This is a genomic window from Paucibacter sp. DJ2R-2 (assembly GCF_025717675.1).
Lineage (GTDB): Bacteria > Pseudomonadota > Gammaproteobacteria > Burkholderiales > Burkholderiaceae_C > Paucibacter_A.
The window spans coordinates 458,650-476,292 of record NZ_JAJIRT010000001.1; the positions used below are offsets into that span (position 1 = coordinate 458,650).

General features: G+C 65.2%; 15 protein-coding genes. 5 read left to right on the plus strand and 10 right to left on the minus strand.

Going from position 1 to position 17,643, the window contains the following annotated elements; genetic code table 11:
• Positions 1-131: 131 nt before the first annotated feature.
• The 9 genes from LNV28_RS02065 to LNV28_RS02105 all read right to left on the minus strand — a co-directional run bounded on the left by LNV28_RS02065 (position 132) and on the right by LNV28_RS02105 (position 14,228).
• Positions 132-3,194 (minus strand): aminotransferase class III-fold pyridoxal phosphate-dependent enzyme, encoded by a 3,063-nt coding sequence (locus LNV28_RS02065; protein ID WP_263516739.1) that lies wholly within the window; start codon positions 3,192-3,194, stop codon positions 132-134.
• Between the two features lie 292 nt (positions 3,195-3,486).
• Positions 3,487-6,249 (minus strand): collagenase, encoded by a 2,763-nt coding sequence (locus LNV28_RS02070; RefSeq protein ID WP_263516738.1) that lies wholly within the window; start codon positions 6,247-6,249, stop codon positions 3,487-3,489.
• 444 nt (positions 6,250-6,693) lie between these two features.
• Complete coding sequence (locus LNV28_RS02075) at positions 6,694-7,875, minus strand: acetyl-CoA C-acyltransferase (protein ID WP_263516737.1); 1,182 nt, start codon at positions 7,873-7,875, stop codon at positions 6,694-6,696.
• The gene (aceK, locus tag LNV28_RS02080; RefSeq protein WP_263516736.1) at positions 7,865-9,697 is read right to left on the minus strand and encodes a bifunctional isocitrate dehydrogenase kinase/phosphatase; all 1,833 of its coding nucleotides are present in this window, start codon (positions 9,695-9,697) and stop codon (positions 7,865-7,867) included. Before aceK ends, LNV28_RS02075 begins: the two co-directional genes overlap by 11 nt.
• Positions 9,698-9,769: 72 nt before the next feature.
• Entirely contained in the window at positions 9,770-10,450 is a 681-nt protein-coding gene (gene can / locus LNV28_RS02085) for a carbonate dehydratase (protein WP_263516735.1), read from the minus strand.
• Positions 10,447-11,037, minus strand: a complete 591-nt coding sequence (locus LNV28_RS02090) for a GNAT family N-acetyltransferase (RefSeq protein WP_263516734.1) — start codon at positions 11,035-11,037, stop codon at positions 10,447-10,449. The genes can and LNV28_RS02090 overlap by 4 nt, the downstream gene beginning before the upstream one ends.
• A 2-nt stretch (positions 11,038-11,039) precedes the next feature.
• Positions 11,040-11,966 carry a pyridoxal-phosphate dependent enzyme gene (locus LNV28_RS02095; RefSeq protein ID WP_263516733.1) on the minus strand — a complete coding sequence of 309 codons (927 nt, stop codon included), beginning with the start codon at positions 11,964-11,966 and terminating at the stop codon, positions 11,040-11,042.
• Entirely contained in the window at positions 11,966-13,144 is a 1,179-nt protein-coding gene (locus LNV28_RS02100) for an isovaleryl-CoA dehydrogenase (protein ID WP_263516732.1), read from the minus strand. The genes LNV28_RS02095 and LNV28_RS02100 overlap by 1 nt, the downstream gene beginning before the upstream one ends.
• Before the next feature lie 178 nt (positions 13,145-13,322).
• Positions 13,323-14,228 carry a LysR family transcriptional regulator gene (locus LNV28_RS02105; protein WP_263516731.1) on the minus strand — a complete coding sequence of 302 codons (906 nt, stop codon included), beginning with the start codon at positions 14,226-14,228 and terminating at the stop codon, positions 13,323-13,325.
• 127 nt (positions 14,229-14,355) lie between these two features.
• On the opposite strand from LNV28_RS02105, the gene LNV28_RS02110 reads away from it, so the two are divergent.
• From LNV28_RS02110 to LNV28_RS02130, 5 genes are all read left to right on the plus strand, one after another.
• A complete protein-coding gene (locus LNV28_RS02110; RefSeq protein ID WP_263516730.1) occupies positions 14,356-14,706 on the plus strand; it encodes an HPF/RaiA family ribosome-associated protein in 351 nt (116 codons plus the stop codon).
• Between the two features lie 121 nt (positions 14,707-14,827).
• Positions 14,828-14,983: a hypothetical protein gene (locus LNV28_RS02115; protein ID WP_263516729.1), complete on the plus strand. Its 156-nt coding sequence runs from the start codon at positions 14,828-14,830 to the stop codon at positions 14,981-14,983.
• Positions 14,984-15,039: 56 nt separating this feature from the next.
• The gene (locus tag LNV28_RS02120; protein WP_263516728.1) at positions 15,040-15,462 is read left to right on the plus strand and encodes a TerB family tellurite resistance protein; all 423 of its coding nucleotides are present in this window, start codon (positions 15,040-15,042) and stop codon (positions 15,460-15,462) included.
• 10 nt (positions 15,463-15,472) lie between these two features.
• Positions 15,473-16,111 (plus strand): exopolysaccharide biosynthesis protein, encoded by a 639-nt coding sequence (locus tag LNV28_RS02125; RefSeq protein ID WP_263516727.1) that lies wholly within the window; start codon positions 15,473-15,475, stop codon positions 16,109-16,111.
• A 74-nt stretch (positions 16,112-16,185) separates the two neighbouring features.
• Positions 16,186-17,157 (plus strand): sodium-dependent bicarbonate transport family permease, encoded by a 972-nt coding sequence (locus tag LNV28_RS02130; protein ID WP_263516726.1) that lies wholly within the window; start codon positions 16,186-16,188, stop codon positions 17,155-17,157.
• 6 nt (positions 17,158-17,163) lie between these two features.
• Here LNV28_RS02130 and LNV28_RS02135 read toward each other — a convergent pair whose 3' ends face one another.
• Entirely contained in the window at positions 17,164-17,640 is a 477-nt protein-coding gene (locus LNV28_RS02135) for a cyanophycin metabolism-associated DUF1854 family protein (protein ID WP_263516725.1), read from the minus strand.
• Positions 17,641-17,643: the final 3 nt, after the last annotated feature.

Below are 17,643 nucleotides of genomic sequence, written 5' to 3' on the forward strand. Positions count from 1 at the left end.
GTCCGCGCGAAACAACACGCAGGCCACACGTTTACACGTCTCTTGCTGCACCTGGAGGGCACAAACCCCTCATCGTGGGTGCGGCTGCGATCAACACCCCAGCGGTCGCCGTCGAAGCAAAAACTGCAGCCCTAGAGCAGCTCACCCATCGCCTGCCCCATCACAGCCAGCAGCAACTCGGCGTGTTCGCGCTGCAGGGTCATGGGCGGGCGGAGTTTGATGACGTTGTCGAAGGGGCCGTCAGTGCCGGCCAGCACGCCGAGTTCGCGCATGCGGTTGGCGATGGCGCCGGCTGTGGCGGTGGCGTGGGCCTTGCTCTTTCGGTCGCTCACCATGTCAATGCCGAGAAAGAGGCCGCGCCCGCGTACATCGCCGATTTGCGCGTGGCGCTGCATCAGCTGGCGCAAGCCGTTCATCAAGAATTCGCCCTGCGCCTGGGCATTGGCCAAGAGCTGCTGGCCTTCGAGCGCGTCCAGCACGGCCAGGCCGGCGGCGCAGGAGACGGGGTTGCCGCCGAAGGTGTTGAAGTACTCCATGCCGTTGGCGAAGCGCTCCGCGATCTCGCGCCGAGTCACGAGCACGCCCAGGGGATGGCCGTTGCCTGCGGGCTTGCCCATCACCACCATGTCAGGCCGCACGCCATGCTCTTCGAACGCCCACCAGTGGCTGCCCACCCGGCCAAAGCCCACCTGCACCTCATCGGCAATGCAAAGGCCGCCTGCCTGGCGCACCGCGGCATAGACCTGGCGCAAATAGCCGGGCGGCAGGAACACCTGGCCGGCCACGCTGGGGATGGTTTCGGCGATGAAGGCGGCAGGGGCATGACCTGACCCCGCCAGCATCTCAATACGGGCCGCCGCCTCGGCGCCATAACGCGCGCCGATCTGCTCCGACCTCATGTCTTGCGGCCAATCTGCTGGCAGGCGGTAGCTCTCAGGCAAGGGCAATTCATGCGTGTGCGGCGGCCGGCCCGCCCCGCCCTTGCGCTTGTACTTGTAGGGGCTGATGGCAATCAGATTGGGCGTGTTGCCGTGGTAGGCCCAGTCCAGCACCAGCATGTCTTGCCGGCCGGTGTGATGCCGGGCCATGCGCAGGGCCAGCTCATTGGCTTCGCTGCCGGAGTTGAGGAAGAAAAAGGTGTCCAGCTCGGGCGGCAGGGTGCGCGCCAGGCGCTCGGCGTAGTTGACGATGTGGTCGTGCAGATAGCGCGTGTTGGTGTTCAACCGCGCCACCTGGCCTTGAATGGCTTGCACCACGCCGGGGTGGCAATGGCCCACGTGGCAGACGTTGTTGTAGCAATCCAGGTAGGCGCGGCCGCCTGCGTCGATCAGCCACACATCCTGGCCGCGCACGATCTTCAAAGGCACTTTGTAGGACAAAGACAGATTGGGCGCCAGCAGCGCGCGCCGCGCGGCCAGCAGCTCGGGTTTGCTGCGGCCCGATGATGCGAAGGCTTCGGCGGGCACACCCGCAAACGCATCCGGCCGGGGGAACAGGTCAGCCCAGACGGCCTGGAACTCGGGCTCGCCCACGCCAGGGATGGCGGTCACATCGGCATAGGGCGGCAAGGCCAGTTGCAAATGCACATGCGGTGTCCAGCCGCCGTTCTCGCTGACCCCGCCCATCTGCGCCAGCTGCGCGCCGGCCGGCAGGCTTTGCCCCACGCTGAGCTTGCGCACCGAATCGTGCGACAGATGCCCCCAGAGCGAGGCGAAGCGCAAACCCGGCTCGGGTTCATGCGCCAACAAGACCACACCGCCATAACCTTGGGCTTCAGGGCAGATCGCCAGGCCCACCACCCGAGCGGCCAGCGGCGTGTGCAGGGCCGTGCCGGCGGGGGCGAACAGATCCAGGCCCAGGTGCTGGCTGCGGCGTTGACCGGCGATCAAAGCCGACTCGAAAAAGTCAGCCGCATACACCGCCCGCTGTTCACCCCAAGGCCCCAGCCCCAGCGTGAAACCGTGCGCGGCCTGCGCCTGCGCATAAGAGGCCAACATGGCGTCCACATCGCCGTCGATATTGGCTTTGCACAAGGGGTCTTCAGCATCCTTCAAGGGCAAGACGCGCTTCTCTTGGCGGGCCGGGTGGGGCTGCAGCACCGCGGCCAACTGATGGGCATGGCCGTCCAGCCAATGCCGCACTGCGCTGGCGCCGGGCCAGGCTTCCAGTCCGCAGGCCTTGCGCAAAATGCCGGTCGCGATGAAGGGGTCCATGCGGTCTAGTTGCTCCAGCATGGCCCAGGCCTGGCGCTCGCTGATCAAGAGGTAGGGGTTGGCGAGCGCCTGCTCCTTGCGCGCCGACGAGAAGGACACGCTGATGGCCAAGCGCGAGGCGATCAGCGCGGGCAGCAGTTCGAACTCGATGTCTTGCAAGGGCAGTACGGCGTGGTAGCCCGCCACGATCTCGGCGGCGGCCTGGATCGCACTGGGCTTGTCGAACATGGCATAGGCGCAGGCCACGGCCAGCTCGGCCACCAGGGGCGAATAGGCCGCGTCGCCAAAGTCGATCAGGCCAGTCACGCGCCCGCCGGATGCACTTTCAACAATCACGTTCCAGTCGTTGGCGTCGTTATGGATCACCCCGCAGCGCAACTGCTTGAGCCGGGGGGCCACCACCCGGTCGTAGCGGTCCAGCACCCGGCTGAGCAGGGCGTGGCGGCCCGCATCGCTGACGTGATGGAGGCGCGTTCGCGCCTGCGGTGTGCGGCGGATTTCCCAGTCAAAGCTGTGGAAGGCGCCGGCGTGGCCGAAACTCATCAGCGCCTTGTCCACCTGGCCCAGCACGCGACCCAGATCGCGCAGCGTGGCGGCATCCACCTTGGCCTCGGCCAAAGGCACGCCGGGGATGTAGGCCACCAGGCGCACGGCGTGGCTTTGGCCCTCGGGGCCTTGCACATGGGCCAGGTCACTGCCATCAAGACTTGGCACCAGGCGTGGCACCGGCAAGCTGGCATCGCATTCCAGCAGATGGCGCAGCATGGCGGTTTGGAAGTCAATCGACTGCGGCGACTCAGCCACATTGATGATCTTGAAGATGTACTGCGCGCCGTCTGCCGCCGTGGCGCGGAAGTTCTGATCGCGCTCGCTGGGCAGGGGATGCAGGCTGGCGTCCACGCCGTAAATCGAGCGCAAACTCTGCTGGGCCTGATCGAGAGAAAAACTCGGGCTGGGGTGCTGGGTCACGGTGGGAATCAAGGCGCGATCCTGAGGGTCAAAACGGTCAGTCGGAAGCTGAAGTATGCGATGCCCAAGGCGACGGCACTTGCTCGAAGCGCCAGGGGATTGCATAGACAGCGGTCGGCATCGGCGGGCCAGGGGCCGAGGCGGTGTAGGCGAACAGCAGCGGCCTCAGCGAAGGCCGGCGGACGATCTGGGCTTGCGTTGAAACTGCTGAGAGCAAAGAAAAAGGCCAGCGGCCTTGAAGACCGCTGGCTGCATCACAGGTTCCTCACGCGGTCACACAGCGGCGCCGCGCTTGGCCTGAAGCTCAGTACCGAGTGCTCAAGCTGAGCCCGCTGAAGGCGGTCTTGCCGCTCACGGTCAGGTAGACATAGCCCGGGGTGTAGACCGGCACCACCACCGTCTCGGCATTGCCGCTGTTGGTGGAGCGGTAGTTGTGCGAGCTTGGTGAGGCCCAACCCTGGGTGTTGACGTAGAGATCGGCGTTGCCGCTGCCGCCGCTGGTCTGAATGCTCAGCTGCACATTGGGCTTGTCCACGTAGATGTAGTAGTAACGCAGATCACCCGCGGCACCCGCCAGACCCGTGCGCACACAACCATTGCTCATCTGGTCGCTGCGGCCGGGGCAGAGGTTCGGCGTGCTGGTGGACACCGTGAAGCTTTGGCTCTTGGGCGGGTTGCTGCTGGCTCCGGCGTTGTCCTTGACCGTCAAGGTGACGGTGTAGGTGCCGGCTGCTGCAAAAGTCTTGCTCGGATTCTTGGCCGTGGAGCTGCTGCCATCGCCAAAGGTCCAGACCCAGCTGGCCACCGTGCCGTCGGCATCGGTGGAGCTGTCGGTGCAGTTCAGGGTCAGGCCCGAGGCGGTGCAGCTGAAGTTGGCCACCGGCGGCTTGTTGGCCACGGCCGACACGGTGACTTGCTGGGTCTTGGGCGGGTTGCTGCTGGCGCCGCTGTTGTCCTTGACCGTGAGCGTGACCGTGTAGGTGCCGGCCTGGGCGAAGGTCTTGCTCGGGTTCTTGACGGTGGAGCTGCTGCCATCACCAAAGTTCCAGGCCCAGCTGGCGACGCTGCCGTCGGGGTCGGTCGAGGTGTCGGTGAAGTTCGCCGTCAGGCCCGAGGTGCTGAAGCTGAAGCCGGCAGTGGGTGCGACATTGGCGGGCGGCGTGCTATTGGCGCAGTTCACACCATTGGTGTTGACGGTGCCGAGCCAGCTGCGGAACTCGCTGTCGTAACGGCTGCCGATGGTGCTCTTGAGGAAGCTGCGTGCGCCCGTCCAGTCGCCCTTGCGGTAGAAACCCAGCAGGGTGCTCACGTCGGCGCGGTGGCGCTCCATCATGAAGCTCACGGCCAGATAGCCCCAGCGGTAGACGCGGTCCTGGTTGCCGTAGTCGGTGTCGAAGAGCTGGTTCAGCGTGTAGGTGTAGCTGCCGGCCATGCTCAAGGCGTCGTCGTAGCGTTGGTTCAGGTAGCAATAGGCCACATGCTCGGCGAGGCCCTCGCTCCACCAGACTGTCGGCGTGCTCATATTGGCGCTGAAGTCGCCGTACATGTCGAAGCGGCCGTCGAGGTAGTGGGTGTACTCGTGGTTCAGATTCCAGACCTGGAAGTTGGGCCGCATCCAATCAGCCTCATAGGCCACGAAGCGTGCCTGGTTGCCGGCCGCGGCCGGATTGCCTTCGAGGTACATGCCGCCGTTGTTGGTGTCCATGCCGAACAGGGCGCCACCGTAGTCTTCGTAATCGGCGGGGCTGTCAAACACCACCAACTCCAGACTGCTGTTGAAGTCATTGGCCACGGGCTGGCGATTGGTCTGCAGCTTGGCGTGGAAGTAGCTTTCCTGGTTCACCACCGAGGTGCAGGTGCTGTTCTGCTCGGCCGCCGTCATGGACTGGGCGCGCAAGGTCAGGCTGGGGCTGCAGGTCTGGCGCAGCGGCAGGATGGCCGCTTCGGTGCGGGCCTTCCAGTTGCAGTTGCTGTAGTAGCTGCAATTGCCGGCGTCGTAGTAGTCCGTCATGTCGGCCAGGCCGACCCAGATGCCGCCCGAGGGCGTGTTCAGGCTGCTGCGCGTGGCCAGCCCTTGCACCAACGGCCGCACCGTGGGCTTGAGGCTGGCGTACTGCAAGAAACGCGACAGCTCGCGTGAAGCATTCTTGGTCAAGAAGGCGTTGTCGGTGCCCAGCAGGTTCCAGTTGCGGCTGGCGAAATCGCTGAGCGCGTAGACGGTGGAGCTGTCGCTCTGCACGGCCTGCTGGAAGTCGGCCTCCTGGTGACCGCGGAACAGCACCGTGAAGGCGTTGTTGGCGGCGTTGCGCATATTCCAGGACGCGTTCCAGGCGGTGGTGTAGTCGTTCAGCAGACGGCGCACCACCCAAAGATAGCGGGCGTTTTGCACCGAAGAGTCGATCAGGATGACCGCCTCGGAGAGCGTCTCGCCATTGGCATTGCTGTTCTGGAAGATGGTGGCGTTGTTGAACAGGGTGTCCAGCGCTCCTTGCAGCGAGGTCTTCAAGCCGGCGCCGTAGCTGCCCACATCGGCCGAGTTGTAGTACTGGACGTAGTAGCCGGCGCGCAGATACAGCACCAGATTGGCCGCGCCCTGGCTGTTGTTGCCCGCGTAGCTCGATGCATAGCTGCGCAAGCCATCGGCCACGCTGCGCATCTGAGCCTCGCTGAAGGCACTGCGGGCATTGCTGCCGGTGAAACCGAAGGTTTCGTTGACGCAGTCCATGGTGCTGGTGCGGATCGCATCGACCAAGGCCCAGCCGGTGTTGCGGGTGAAGATGCTGGTGTCACAGGCCGCCAGCGTGGCCGATCCCTCTTTGGCGCTGTTCTTGCGCTGCACATCGCTGTGGTGATGGTCGCGCAGGTGGTCCAGCGAGCTGGGTGTGGGTGCGCGGTCTTTGGCACTGAGCGGCTTGCGAGCGGGCGAGCGGTCGGCATCGCGGCTGGGCTGAGGGGCGAGGTGTGGGGCTGTTTGTGAGGCGGATTGAGGGGCGGCATGGGCCGGGTTCGCCAGGCTCAGGCTGCACGCCAGGGCCAGGCTGAAGCCGGCCAGGGTTGGGGATCTCATTGCTTGTCTCCGTTTTATTTGGGGTTTGCCCAAGTACCGAGAAGCCGCGCCGCAGTCTTGCCGCAGCAGGCTTCTCACTTGGGCCCACAGCTCTGCGGCGCCGGCACCGCAAGGCCTACCAACGGTTCAAAGCACCGCGCATGTGCACCCGCTGGAATAGATATATTGGCGATATGTGTGCGATATGCATATCTGGTTAACCCCAGATGTCAACGGAGGAGGCGCTGTGGTATTTACCGCTGAGCTTGTGCGTCAGCGCGCGTCAGCCCCAGTTCTTGAGCTTCCCGCGGCACCCAGCGCCCCGCCATCCACCCCACACGGACGCGGCCGCTCAGAACGCAAAAAAGCCAGCGGTCTCACGACCACTGGCTTTTTGATTGCCGCCGATTTTCTGAGTTATCTCAGATCAGCTGGGCGGGATGACTCATCGGCCTGCGTGGAGCTTCACAGAAGTTCCACACCCATGGCGGTGGCCTCACCACCACCAATGCACAAGGCCGCCACGCCACGCTTCAGACCGCGGTGCTTGAGCGCGCCAATCAGGGTGACCAGGATGCGGGCGCCGGAAGCGCCGATGGGGTGGCCCAGGGCGACCGCGCCGCCGTTGACGTTGACGATCTCGTGCGGCAGCTTGAACTCGGCCATGGCCGCCATGGTGACGGCGGCAAAGGCTTCGTTGACTTCCCAGAGGTCGACGCTCTTGGCATCCCAGCCGTTCTTGTCCAGCAACTTCTGGATCGCGCCGACCGGGGCGGTGGTGAACCACTCGGGGGCGTTGGCATGCACGGCCGTGCCGACGATGCGGGCGATGGGCGCCAGGCCCAGCTTGGCGGCGGTGCTTTCACGCATCAGCACCAGGGCAGCGGCGCCGTCAGAGATGGAGGACGAGGTAGCGGCAGTGATGGTGCCGTCCTTCACAAACGCAGGCTTGAGGCCGGCGATCTTGTCCAGCTTGGCCTTGAAGGGCTGTTCGTCACGGCTGAACACCGTGTCCACGCCGCGGTTGCTGACGGTGACAGGGGCCATTTCCCAAGCGAAGCTGCCGTCTTCATTGGCACGCTTGGCGCGCTCGGTGGAGGCCACGGCGAAGGCGTCTTGCGCTTCGCGGGTGAAGCCGTACTTGGCTACGCAGGTTTCGGCGAACACGCCCATGGCCTTGCCACGCTGGTAAGCGTCTTCCAGGCCGTCCAGGGCCATGTGGTCGTACATCTGGGCGGCGCCGTACTTCACGCCCTTGCGCGCGAACATCAGGTGCGGGGCGTTGGTCATGGATTCCATGCCGCCGGCGATCAGGATGTCAGCACTTTCGGCCTTCAGCGTGTCATGGGCAAACATGGTGGCGCGCATGCCGGCGCCGCACATCTTGCTCAGCGTGACGGCACCGACCGACTGCGGCAAGCCTGCCTTGAGCACGGCCTGGCGGGCGGGGGCTTGGCCTTGGCCGGCCATCAGGCAGTTGCCAATGAAGGCTTCCTGGATGGCATCACCCGGCACGCCAGCGCGCTCGACGGCAGCCTTGATGGCCACGGCCGCCAGTTCCCAGGCTTGCAGGCCGGCGAAATCACCGAGCAGGCCGCCGATGGGGGTGCGGGCGGCGGAAACGATAACGATGGATTCAGTGGACATGAGAATCTCCAGTTAGGGGTGAAGGGGCGAAAGTCAAAAGGGATCCCTCAGCGAAGACGCGAAGAAAGCGCCGCTGCGGGTCGTAGGGAAAAACGTCGTGCACATGGCCGTCCAGCGTGCGCTGCTGGTGGCGCTGCCAGAACTCGGGGTCGAGCAGATCGGCGTGGTGGCGCATGAAGACCTCGCGCACGCCGGGGTGGCCCAGCAGGAAGGGGCCGAAGGTTTCGGGGAAGACATCGCGCGGGCCGACGGCGTACCAGATCTCGCCGGACATTTCCTCTTCCTCGTTGCGCGGCGCGGGCACGCGGCGGAACTTGCAATCCGTCATGTACTCGATCTCGTCGTAGTCGTAGAACACCACCTTGCCATGGCGAGTGACGCCAAAGTTCTTCCACAGCATGTCGCCGGGGAAGATGTTGGCAGCCAGCAGGTCTTTGATGGCATTGCCGTACTCGATCACCGCATGCTCCAGCTGCGCGGGCGTGGCCTCTTGCAGATAGATATTGAGCGGCACCATGCGACGCTCGATATAGACATGACGCAGCACCAGGTGCTCACCGCCTTGCTTGTCACCTTCTTCTTCCAAAAGGCTGGGGCAGAAATGGCGCAGCTCGGCCAGCAGTTCCTCGTCAAAGCGATGGCGTGGCAATGCGACGTTAGAGAACTCCAGCGTATCGGCCATGCGGCCGACACGGTCGTGCTGCTTGACCAGCAGGTACTTGCTCTGGATCAGCTCACGCGTGGTGTTTTCCTTCTGCGGCGGGTAGAAGTCCTTGATCAGCTTGAAGACAAAGGGGTAGCTGGGCAGATCAAACACCAGCATGACCATGCCCTTGATGCCGGGGGCGATGCGGAACTTGTCGCTGGAATGGCGCAGATGGGCGAGCAGGTCGCGGTAGAACAGGTTCTTGCCATGCTTTTGCAGGCCGATGGCGCTGTAAAGCTCGGCGCGCGGCTTGCGCGGCATCAGAGAACGCAGGAACTGCACGCAGGCGCTGGGCACGGCCATGTCGACCATGAAATAGGCGCGGGCGAAGCTGAACAGCATCAGGAGATCGTCTTCGCCGAACAGGGCGGCGTCGATGTGCAGCAGGCCTGATCGCTCGGCATGAAGAATGGGCAGGGCAAACGGCGTCTCCGTGAAGCCGTTGATGATCTTGCCAACCAGGTAGGCGCCCTTGTTGCGGTAGAACAGGCTGGACAGCACCTGGATCTGAAAGTTCGCGCGCCAGCGGAAATCACCGAGCTGACGCTGCACCGCTTGCAGCACCAGTTCCACATCGCGGCCCAGGTCTTCGAACTCGACATCGAGCTGGAAATTGGTCAGCACCCGGCACCAGGTGTCGCGCAGGTTCTGCGGCGTCGGGTAGTAGGCGCGGTAGGTGGCGCGGGCGGCGGGCTCCTCGTTCTCGATGTACTCGGTGGACACGGCCGGGCGCACGAAGAGAAAGGAATTGTGGAAGTAGCCGCGGTGCAGGATGCGGGTGCAGACCGAGTTGAAAAAGGTCTCGGCCAGCTCGGGCTGGAGGTGGTCGATCAGCAGGCCGATGAAGTGCAGCTTGACCTGCTGCCAGACATCCATGGCCAGCTGGCCGACCTGGAAGCGCGCTTCCAGCAGGGCCACGGTTTCGTCCACCCGCTGCTCGTAGAACTCGATGCGCAGGGCCTGCGCGCGCTGCTGGCCTTGCCAGTCGGCGCGCTCGAAGCGCTGCTTGGCGGCGGCGCTGGTGGCGCTGAAGAGCTGGTAGTGGCGGTCAAAGCCGCCGAGCAGGGTCTGCGCGATCTCGAAGGCACGGGCGTCGGTCAGCTTCTGCGGAAACATGGACGGGCGCGCCGGGCTGGGACGAAAGAATCAAACAGAAACAGGGGCGATGCTGCAAGCCGCCGCGGCGACTCAGGCCGCCGGCTGGAGGCGCGCGGCCTCGTAGCGATGCTTGACGGCGGCCAGCGCGCGCTGGAAGGCGGGCGCCACCTGATCGGCCGAGGCGGCCGTGATTCGCAGATCTTCCAGCAAGCCGTTGTGCAGGCCGTAGACCCAGCCGTGCACGACGATCTCCTGGCCACGCGCCCAGGCGTCTTGCACCACCGTGGTCTGGCAGGCATTGCGGGCCTGCTCCAGCACATTGAGCTCGCACAAGGCGTTGACGCGCTGCCGGGCGTCGATGCTGTCCAGCCATTCGCTGTGGTGGTTGCGCACGTCCTGCACATGGCGCAGCCAGTTGTCGACCAGGCCGGTGCGCGCATCCAGCAGCGCCGCTTTCACGCCGCCGCAGTTGGAATGGCCGACCACGATGATGTGCTTGACCTTGAGCGCATCAACGGCGAACTGCATGACCGACAGGCAGTTCAGGTCCGAGTGCACGACGACGTTGGCGACATTGCGGTGCACGAACAGCTCGCCCGGCAGCAGGTTGACCAGCTCATTGGCCGGGACACGGCTGTCAGCGCAACCGATCCACAGGTACTGCGGCGTCTGCTGCTTCAGCAGACGCGAAAAGAAACCCGGTTCACGCAGCTCGGTATCCGCCGCCCATTGCTTGTTGCTGTCCAGCAGTTCTTGAAGTTCGGTGCTCATGGCGTGATTGTCAGGGGATCGAATGACGTCGGGCTTGCAGGTGAGCGATAGCTCGCCCAAACCACCCGGTCAATCAGCTGCCCAGCTTTGAGGGCGCTCTGCGGCCAACGGGCTTCAAGTGCATAGCCGGCGCTGCGGGCCACGGCTTGCGAGCCCTCGTTCCAGGCAAAGATGGGGGCATAGATGCGGCTGATTTCAGCGCGGTCCGCCCAGGCCCAGGCGGTGACCAAGCGCAAAGCCTCGGCCGTGATGCCTCGCCGCCAAAAGGGCTGGCCAATCCAATAACCCACCTCGGCATTGCAACGCAGCCAACCGCTTTCGGGCCGCAAGCCAATGCAGCCGATGACGGCGCCCTCATGCTCGATGCCCCAGACCCAAGCGCCCTGCCGCCAGCCGCCGGAGCACCAGGCCTCGGCGTCGGCCAGGGTGTAGGGATGGGGGAACCCGTCCAGCAGATTGCGCCACACAGCTTGGTTGTCGGCCTGCTCGCGCAGGGCCGGCGCATCGTCCGGATTCAGCTCGCGCAAGCGAATGCGCTCCCCTTGCAAACAGGGCATGGACAGAGCCTGGCCAGCTTGCTGCGACATGCTCATGCGGTCGCGCCCCAGGCCTTCAGCTGCGCGACCGAAACCGCAATCCCGCCGCACACCTCCACCAGCGGCCGCTTAAAGCGCGCAAACACCTCGGGGTGAACGCTCAGGGCCGCCAGAGCGGCACCGCAAGCGGGCTCGACCATCACACGCATGGCGTCGGCAAAGCGGGCGCAGGCGGCGGTGGCCTGGGCATCGCTGACGGTCAGGCTGACAGTCGGGTGAATACGGGCCAGGCGCAAGGCCTCGTCGGCCACGCGGCGAGCGCCCAGCGAGGTGGCGATGGAGGTGATGGCCGGCAGGGTGACAGCATGGCCCGCCTGCAGGCTTTGGCTGAAGCTGTCGGCACCGAGGGTTTCGACCGCGATCACCGGCACCTGGTGCAGGCCACGGCGTTGCAAGCCCTGAACGATGCCGCTGTACAAACCGCCACCGCCGACGGCGGTGACCACGGCGTCGAAGTCCAGGCCTTGGTCCAGCACCTCGTCGATCAGGCTGGCATGGCCTTCAAACAGCAGGGGGTGGTCAAAGGGGTGAACGTAGGCCGCGCCGCGCTCTTCAGCCAGGGCGGAGGCGAAGCGGTGCGCCTCGTCCCAGACCGCGCCGTGACGCAGCACCTGGGCGCCACGCGCGGCAATCAGCTCGGCCACGGCGGCGCTGCTGCTTTCCGGCAGCACGATGGTGACGGGCAGGCCCAGCGCACGCGCCGCGTAGGCCGCCGCAAAACCGGCGTTGCCGCCCGAGGCGCAGACGATCTCACGCGCGCCGTTCTGTGCAGCCTGCTGCACCAGTCGCCCCACGCCGCGCAGCTTGAAGCTGCCGCTGGGTTGCAGCGCGTCCATCTTCAGCCAGACCTCGGCCTGAGGGAACAAGCCCGGCGCTGCGCGTAGCAACGGGGTGTTGTGATGCAGCGCGGCCAGGCTCATTACATCGTCTCTGCGAACAGTTCACGACCAATCAACATGCGGCGAATTTCGCTGGTGCCCGCGCCGATTTCATACAGCTTGGCATCGCGCCAGAGGCGGCCCAGCGGGTACTCGTTGATGTAGCCGTTGCCACCGAAGATCTGCACGCCTTCGCCGGCCATCCAGGTGGCTTTCTCGGCGGTCCACAGAATCACAGAGGCGCAGTCCTTGCGGACCTGGCGCACATGTTCGGCGCCCAGCAGGTCGAGGTTCTTGGCCACGGTGTAGGCAAACGAGCGGCCGGCTTGCAGCACGGTGTACATGTCCGCGACCTTGCCCTGGATCAGCTGGAATTCGCCGATGCTTTGGCCGAACTGCTTGCGGTCGTGGATGTAGGGGATCACGTTGTCCATCACGCTTTGCATGATGCCCAGCGGGCCGCCGGTCAGCACGGCACGCTCGTAGTCCAGGCCCGACATCAGCACCTTGGCGCCACCGTTGACGGCGCCCAGCACGTTCTCGGCCGGCACTTCCACGTTTTGGAACACCAGCTCGCCGGTGTGGCTGCCGCGCATGCCCAGCTTGTCGAGCTTTTGCGCGATGCTGAAACCCGGCATGCCCTTCTCGATCAGGAAGGCGGTGACGCCGCGTGCGCCCAGCTCGGGCTCGCTCTTGGCGTAGACCACCAGGGTGTCGGCATCGGGGCCGTTGGTGATCCACATCTTGTTGCCGTTGAGCAGGTAGTAGCCGCCCTTGTCCTCGGCTTTCAACTTCATGCTCAGCACGTCGGAGCCGGCACCGGGCTCACTCATGGCCAGCGCGCCGACATGCTCGCCGCTGATCAGCTTGGGCAGGTACTTGGCCTTTTGCGCGGCGTTGCCGTTGCGCTTGATCTGGTTGACGCAAAGATTGCTGTGCGCGCCGTAGGAGAGGCCCACGGAAGCCGAGGCGCGGCTGATTTCTTCCATCGCGATCATGTGGGCCAGATAGCCCATGTTCGCGCCGCCGTACTCCTCGCCGACGGTGATGCCCAGCACGCCCAGGTCACCCATCTTGCGCCACAAGTCCATGGGGAACTGGTCGCTGTGATCGATCTCGGCCGCACGCGGGGCGATCTCGGCCTGCGCAAAGTCGCGCACGGCGTCGCGCAGCGCGTCGATGTCTTCACCAAGTTGGAAATTCAGGCCGGGCAAATTCATGGGTGTCTCCAGGATCTCTAAATTGGGGTCAGAGTCATTTTTGCTTTGCCCGGTCGGCACCTGAGGGCGCCTGACCGGGCGGCAGCCGGCCATGGTAAGCCGGGCCCCGAACCGGCACCAGAGCCGGCTCGGACTTCGTTTGATTGACGTTTACGTAAACGTTAACCGCCTGCGGATTCTAGTCGCCAGCAGGCCGCGCCGGAGCATGGGTGGGCAGCAGTTTTTGCACCAGGGGGTGGCTGACCTTTTTGTCGGCGGCGATGGCAAAAAACTGCTCCTCCACCCCCTCGCAGGGGCCGACGCGGCGCAGCTCGTAGCGGGCCGTCAGCTTCTCGTGCATCAGCTCGGCGGCCGGGAACACGCCCAGGCCGCCAGCGCCAAAAGTGGCCAGCAAGGCACTGTCTTCGAATTCACCGGCGATGCGCGGGCGCAGGCCCTGGCGCTCAAACCACTGGTCGATGCGCGGCCGCACCGCCGAATGGTGAATCGGCAGCAACACCGGCACCTGCGCCAGCGAGGCCGGGAAATTGGCCGCCGCCTGCTCAAACCAGACCTCGGGCGCGTACCAGGCCAAGGGCGAAGCGCCGAGCGAATGGCTGTAGACCTTGAGGCTGGGGTTGGGCGGCGCGGGCCGGTCGGCCAGCACGACATCGAGCCGGTGCAGGGCCAAGTCGCTCAGCAAGCCGTCGAATTGATCCTCATGACAGTAGAGCCGCAAATTGGGCTCATGGGTCACGGGCATCAAGAGGCGGCGCACGGCCAGCTTGGGCAAGCCATCGGAGATGCCCACCGCCAGCCGGACCACCGGCGCGCTGGCGGCATCGCGCACCACGTCTTCCAGTTGCTCACCGAGCTGGAAGATGGCGTCGGCCTGACGCAGCGCCGCATGACCCGCCTCGGTCAGGGCGACGCCGCGGCCCGCAGGCTTGAGCAAGGCGTGGCCGAGGCTGCGCTCCAGCTCGCGCACCTGGCTGCTGACCGTCTGAATCGCCATGCCCAAGCGTTCGGCCGCGCGCGACATGCCGCCTTCCTTGGCCACCACCCAGAAGTAGTAGAGGTGTTTGTAGCTGAAACCGAGGCTCATGAACGCGCTCCGACAGGCATGCGGTTACTTCCGTTTTTTAGGAATGACTTTGAAGTATTGTCTGCTTTTTAAGAAAACAGGATGCACCTAAGCTCCGCACACCCTGAACCCAACCCGGAGGTCTGTCATGCAAGTGCATTTTGAATCCCGCGATCCCGAAGGCGCCAGACTGCGCGACTTGGTCGTCGAGCGCCTGCGATTTGCCTTGCGCCGGGTTGATCTGCACCCCGCCAGCGCGCACATCAGCTTGAGCGACGCCAACGGCCCGCGCGGCGGCGTCGACAAGCGCTGCACCCTGTCCTTGAACGCACAGGGCGCCGGACATCTGGTGATCCACGCCAGCGCCAGCTCCTGGCGCGCCAGTTTCGAATTGGCCCTGGCCCGGCTGGCTCGCAGCCTGGTACGAGCCTGGCAGCGCCAGCGCAGCCATCCACGCCAGAACAACAAGCGCTTGCTGTCCGTGAGCTCCGCGGAATGAATGAATGAATGAATGAATGAATGAATGAATGAATGAATGAACGAAGGCCACGGCCGGCATGCCCTCCCCGCTGCCGGCCGATGAGCAAGCAGCCCCAACTCCAACGCAAAGCCCACTGATCATGACCCAAGCCGCTTTGGCCCTGTCCTTCCTCGCAGCCGCCGTTCTTTACGCCGCCGCGCACGAGTACTTCGCCGAGAACCGGCGCGACGCCCGCCTGCTGGCCGGCGTCGGCGGCAGCGGCGTGGTGGCGAGCCTCGGCTTGCTGCTTGCCTGAACCCCAGCAACATCCCCATTCGCCCGGCCCTCAAGCCCACCCAAGGAGCCCTCACCATGCGCAGCTACCCCCGCAACAGCCCCGAAGCAGCCGCCCGCATCTTGTCGCTGGCGGCCTTGTCCGATGGCCACCTGTCGCGCATCGAGATCGAGACCATCGCTGGCACCGGCGCTTGCGAGCAACTCGGGCTGAGCCGGGACCGGATGCAAGAGGTGCTGCACGGCTTTTGCGAGGATCTCCTGGAGGCAGAACGCATGAGCTGGGCGGAGGTATGCCAGCTCGACCCTAAGACCCTGGGGCAGCTGATGGCGGAAGTCGATGACCCCGCGCTTCGCCACAAACTGCTTCGCCTGTGCGTGGCCGTGGTCGAGGCTGATCACATGATCACCGACGGAGAGGCGCTGGTGCTGCTGGCCGCGGCAGAACACTGGGGCTTGCACGAACACCGCTTGCCTGCGGAACTAGAGCAAACGCACTGATTCGATGGATATGTCCGAGGCGAACACGCACGCACGCGGCCTGCGCTTGGCATGGCGCCTGCGCCGGGCCTCTTGCCGGCTGCCTGAACAAGGCCTGACCCTGAGCGAACTGGCGGATCTGCATGGGCCTGCGGCGCCAGGCAGTCTGCTCATCCTGCTCGCAGCGCCCTGCCTGCTGCCCATTCCCGGAGTCGGCACCGTGCTCGGCATGAGCCTGCTGACGCTGGCAGCCGGGCTGTGGCGCGGCAAAACCCATCACGGCCTGCCGGAGCGCGTGGCTCATCTGAACCTGTCCGCCGATTGGGCAAGGCGGGTGTTGCGGGTCCTGGCGCAATGCCACGGCGCCACCGAAGGCTGGGTCAAGGCGCGAATGGGACCTGGGGCTGCAAAGCCGGGGCGGCGCTGGCTGCCTGCGATCGTGGCCTTGATGGCGCTGCTGATCGTCTTGCCCATTCCCTTTGGCAATTTCTTGCCTGCACTGAGCTTGATGCTGGCCGGCCTCGCACTGACGGCCCGCGACGGCTTGGCGCTCACGGCCTCTTATGTTCTGGCCGCACTATCCACCGCCTTCGGCGTCGGCGTGAGCGTGCTGGGGCTGTTCTGGGGCAGCGAGCTGCTGCTCTGGCTGGGTGGCTGGCTCCAGGTCTGAGTGCTTGAACTGCTCTTGCCCGCAGCGGGCTTTACGATAGGCGCCACAACCCTTGTTTTGAAAGTGGCGCCTTGATGCAGAGCTTCCTCGACCCCGCCATCCTGTTTTTCGTCTTTGGCTTGTTCGCCGGCGCGATCAAGTCCAATCTCGAAATTCCGCCGCAGATCTCGCGCTTTCTGTCGCTCTATCTGCTGATGGCCCTGGGGATCAAAGGTGGTTTTGCACTGGCCAAGTCGGGCCTGACGGCCGAGGTCAGCGTCAGCCTGGGACTGGCCCTGCTGCTGGCCGTGCTGGTGCCGGCCATGGGCTATTTGCTGCTGCGCCGCTGGCTCTCGGGCTTTGATGCCGCAGCGATTGCGGCGACCTACGGCTCAGTCAGCGCGGTCACCTTCATCACCGCCGTCCAGCACCTGGACAGCCATGGCGTCGCCTTCGGCGGACATATGGCGGCGGCCATGGCGCTGATGGAGTCGCCGGCCATCATCATGGCGGTGCTGCTGGCCAATCTGGTGCGACGCAAGCAACAAGGCAGCAGCGCCAGCACGGCCTCGCCAGGGCCGCTGTCCAAGGTGCTGCACGAGGCCCTGACCGACGGCGCCCAGCTGCTGCTGATCGGCGCCATGCTGGTGGGCCTGATGACCGGTGAGGCCGGTGAGGCGGCGATGAAACCTTTTGCCGGCGACCTGTTCAAGGGCATGCTGGCCTTCTTCCTCTTGGACATGGGCTTGCTGGCCGCGCGCCATATGGGCGGCCTGCGCCAGCAGCCGCCGCTGCTGATCGTCTACGCCCTGGGCGCGCCCCTGGTGCATGCCGGCATCGCCCTGGGCCTGAGCGTCCTGTGCGGCTTGAGCGCCGGCAACGCCGGCCTGCTGATGGTGCTGGCGGCCAGCGCCTCCTACATCGCCGTCCCGGCGGTGCTGCGCCATGCCATCCCCGAGGCCAACCCGGGCCTCTACTTCGGCATGTCGCTGGGTCTGACCTTCCCCTTCAATATTCTCCTGGGCATACCGCTCTATGTGAGCGTGGCACAGCGAGTGCTGGGCTGAGCGCGGTCAGAGGAATCGCTCCAGCAACTTGCGCGATTGCCGGTCCAGGGCGAAACGATCCTGAATCAGAAACTGCAGGCCGTGGCTGCTGGCAATCAGCAGACGGCCTTCGCCGAGACGGCGGATTTCTTCTTCGGTGCGCAGGATGAAGCTGGCTTCGCCGCGGTCGGTCTCCACCGTCCACTGGCTGGGCGTGGAGAAGGTGGACACGCTCTTCAAACGCGTCACGCGCGGCATGAAGTCGCGGCTGGCCAATTCGGTTTCGAGCAGTTCGCGCTCGGCCGGCGGCAGAGCCGAGAGGCGCTCGACCCAGGCCAGCTCGTGGCCATCTGAGCCGACCAGGGACAGGCCCTCATCGGGTGCCGAGATCGGGTGCGCACGCACCGGCACCACGCCCTCGTGCACCGCGCCCTCGGCATCGGTCAGGATCAGGCGGCCGAAGCTGTCGCGCTCAATCTTCTGAAAATTCTGGGGGCTGCTCATGGC

Excerpts from the sequence above, each read along its gene's own strand:
- LNV28_RS02120 (WP_263516728.1), top strand. The coding sequence starts at position 15,040 with ATGCGCAGCTACCCCCGCAACAGCCCCGAAGCAGCCGCCCGCATCTTG.
- LNV28_RS02125 (WP_263516727.1), top strand. The coding sequence starts at position 15,473 with ATGTCCGAGGCGAACACGCACGCACGCGGCCTGCGCTTGGCATGGCGC.
- LNV28_RS02095 (WP_263516733.1), bottom strand. The coding sequence starts at position 11,966 with ATGAGCCTGGCCGCGCTGCATCACAACACCCCGTTGCTACGCGCAGCG.
- LNV28_RS02105 (WP_263516731.1), bottom strand. The coding sequence starts at position 14,228 with ATGAGCCTCGGTTTCAGCTACAAACACCTCTACTACTTCTGGGTGGTG.
- LNV28_RS02130 (WP_263516726.1), top strand. The coding sequence starts at position 16,186 with ATGCAGAGCTTCCTCGACCCCGCCATCCTGTTTTTCGTCTTTGGCTTG.
- aceK (WP_263516736.1), bottom strand. The coding sequence starts at position 9,697 with ATGTTTCCGCAGAAGCTGACCGACGCCCGTGCCTTCGAGATCGCGCAG.
- LNV28_RS02100 (WP_263516732.1), bottom strand. The coding sequence starts at position 13,144 with ATGAATTTGCCCGGCCTGAATTTCCAACTTGGTGAAGACATCGACGCG.
- LNV28_RS02110 (WP_263516730.1), top strand. The coding sequence starts at position 14,356 with ATGCAAGTGCATTTTGAATCCCGCGATCCCGAAGGCGCCAGACTGCGC.
- can (WP_263516735.1), bottom strand. The coding sequence starts at position 10,450 with ATGAGCACCGAACTTCAAGAACTGCTGGACAGCAACAAGCAATGGGCG.
- LNV28_RS02115 (WP_263516729.1), top strand. The coding sequence starts at position 14,828 with ATGACCCAAGCCGCTTTGGCCCTGTCCTTCCTCGCAGCCGCCGTTCTT.
- LNV28_RS02075 (WP_263516737.1), bottom strand. The coding sequence starts at position 7,875 with ATGTCCACTGAATCCATCGTTATCGTTTCCGCCGCCCGCACCCCCATC.
- LNV28_RS02090 (WP_263516734.1), bottom strand. The coding sequence starts at position 11,037 with ATGTCGCAGCAAGCTGGCCAGGCTCTGTCCATGCCCTGTTTGCAAGGG.
- LNV28_RS02070 (WP_263516738.1), bottom strand. The coding sequence starts at position 6,249 with ATGAGATCCCCAACCCTGGCCGGCTTCAGCCTGGCCCTGGCGTGCAGC.
- LNV28_RS02135 (WP_263516725.1), bottom strand. The coding sequence starts at position 17,640 with ATGAGCAGCCCCCAGAATTTTCAGAAGATTGAGCGCGACAGCTTCGGC.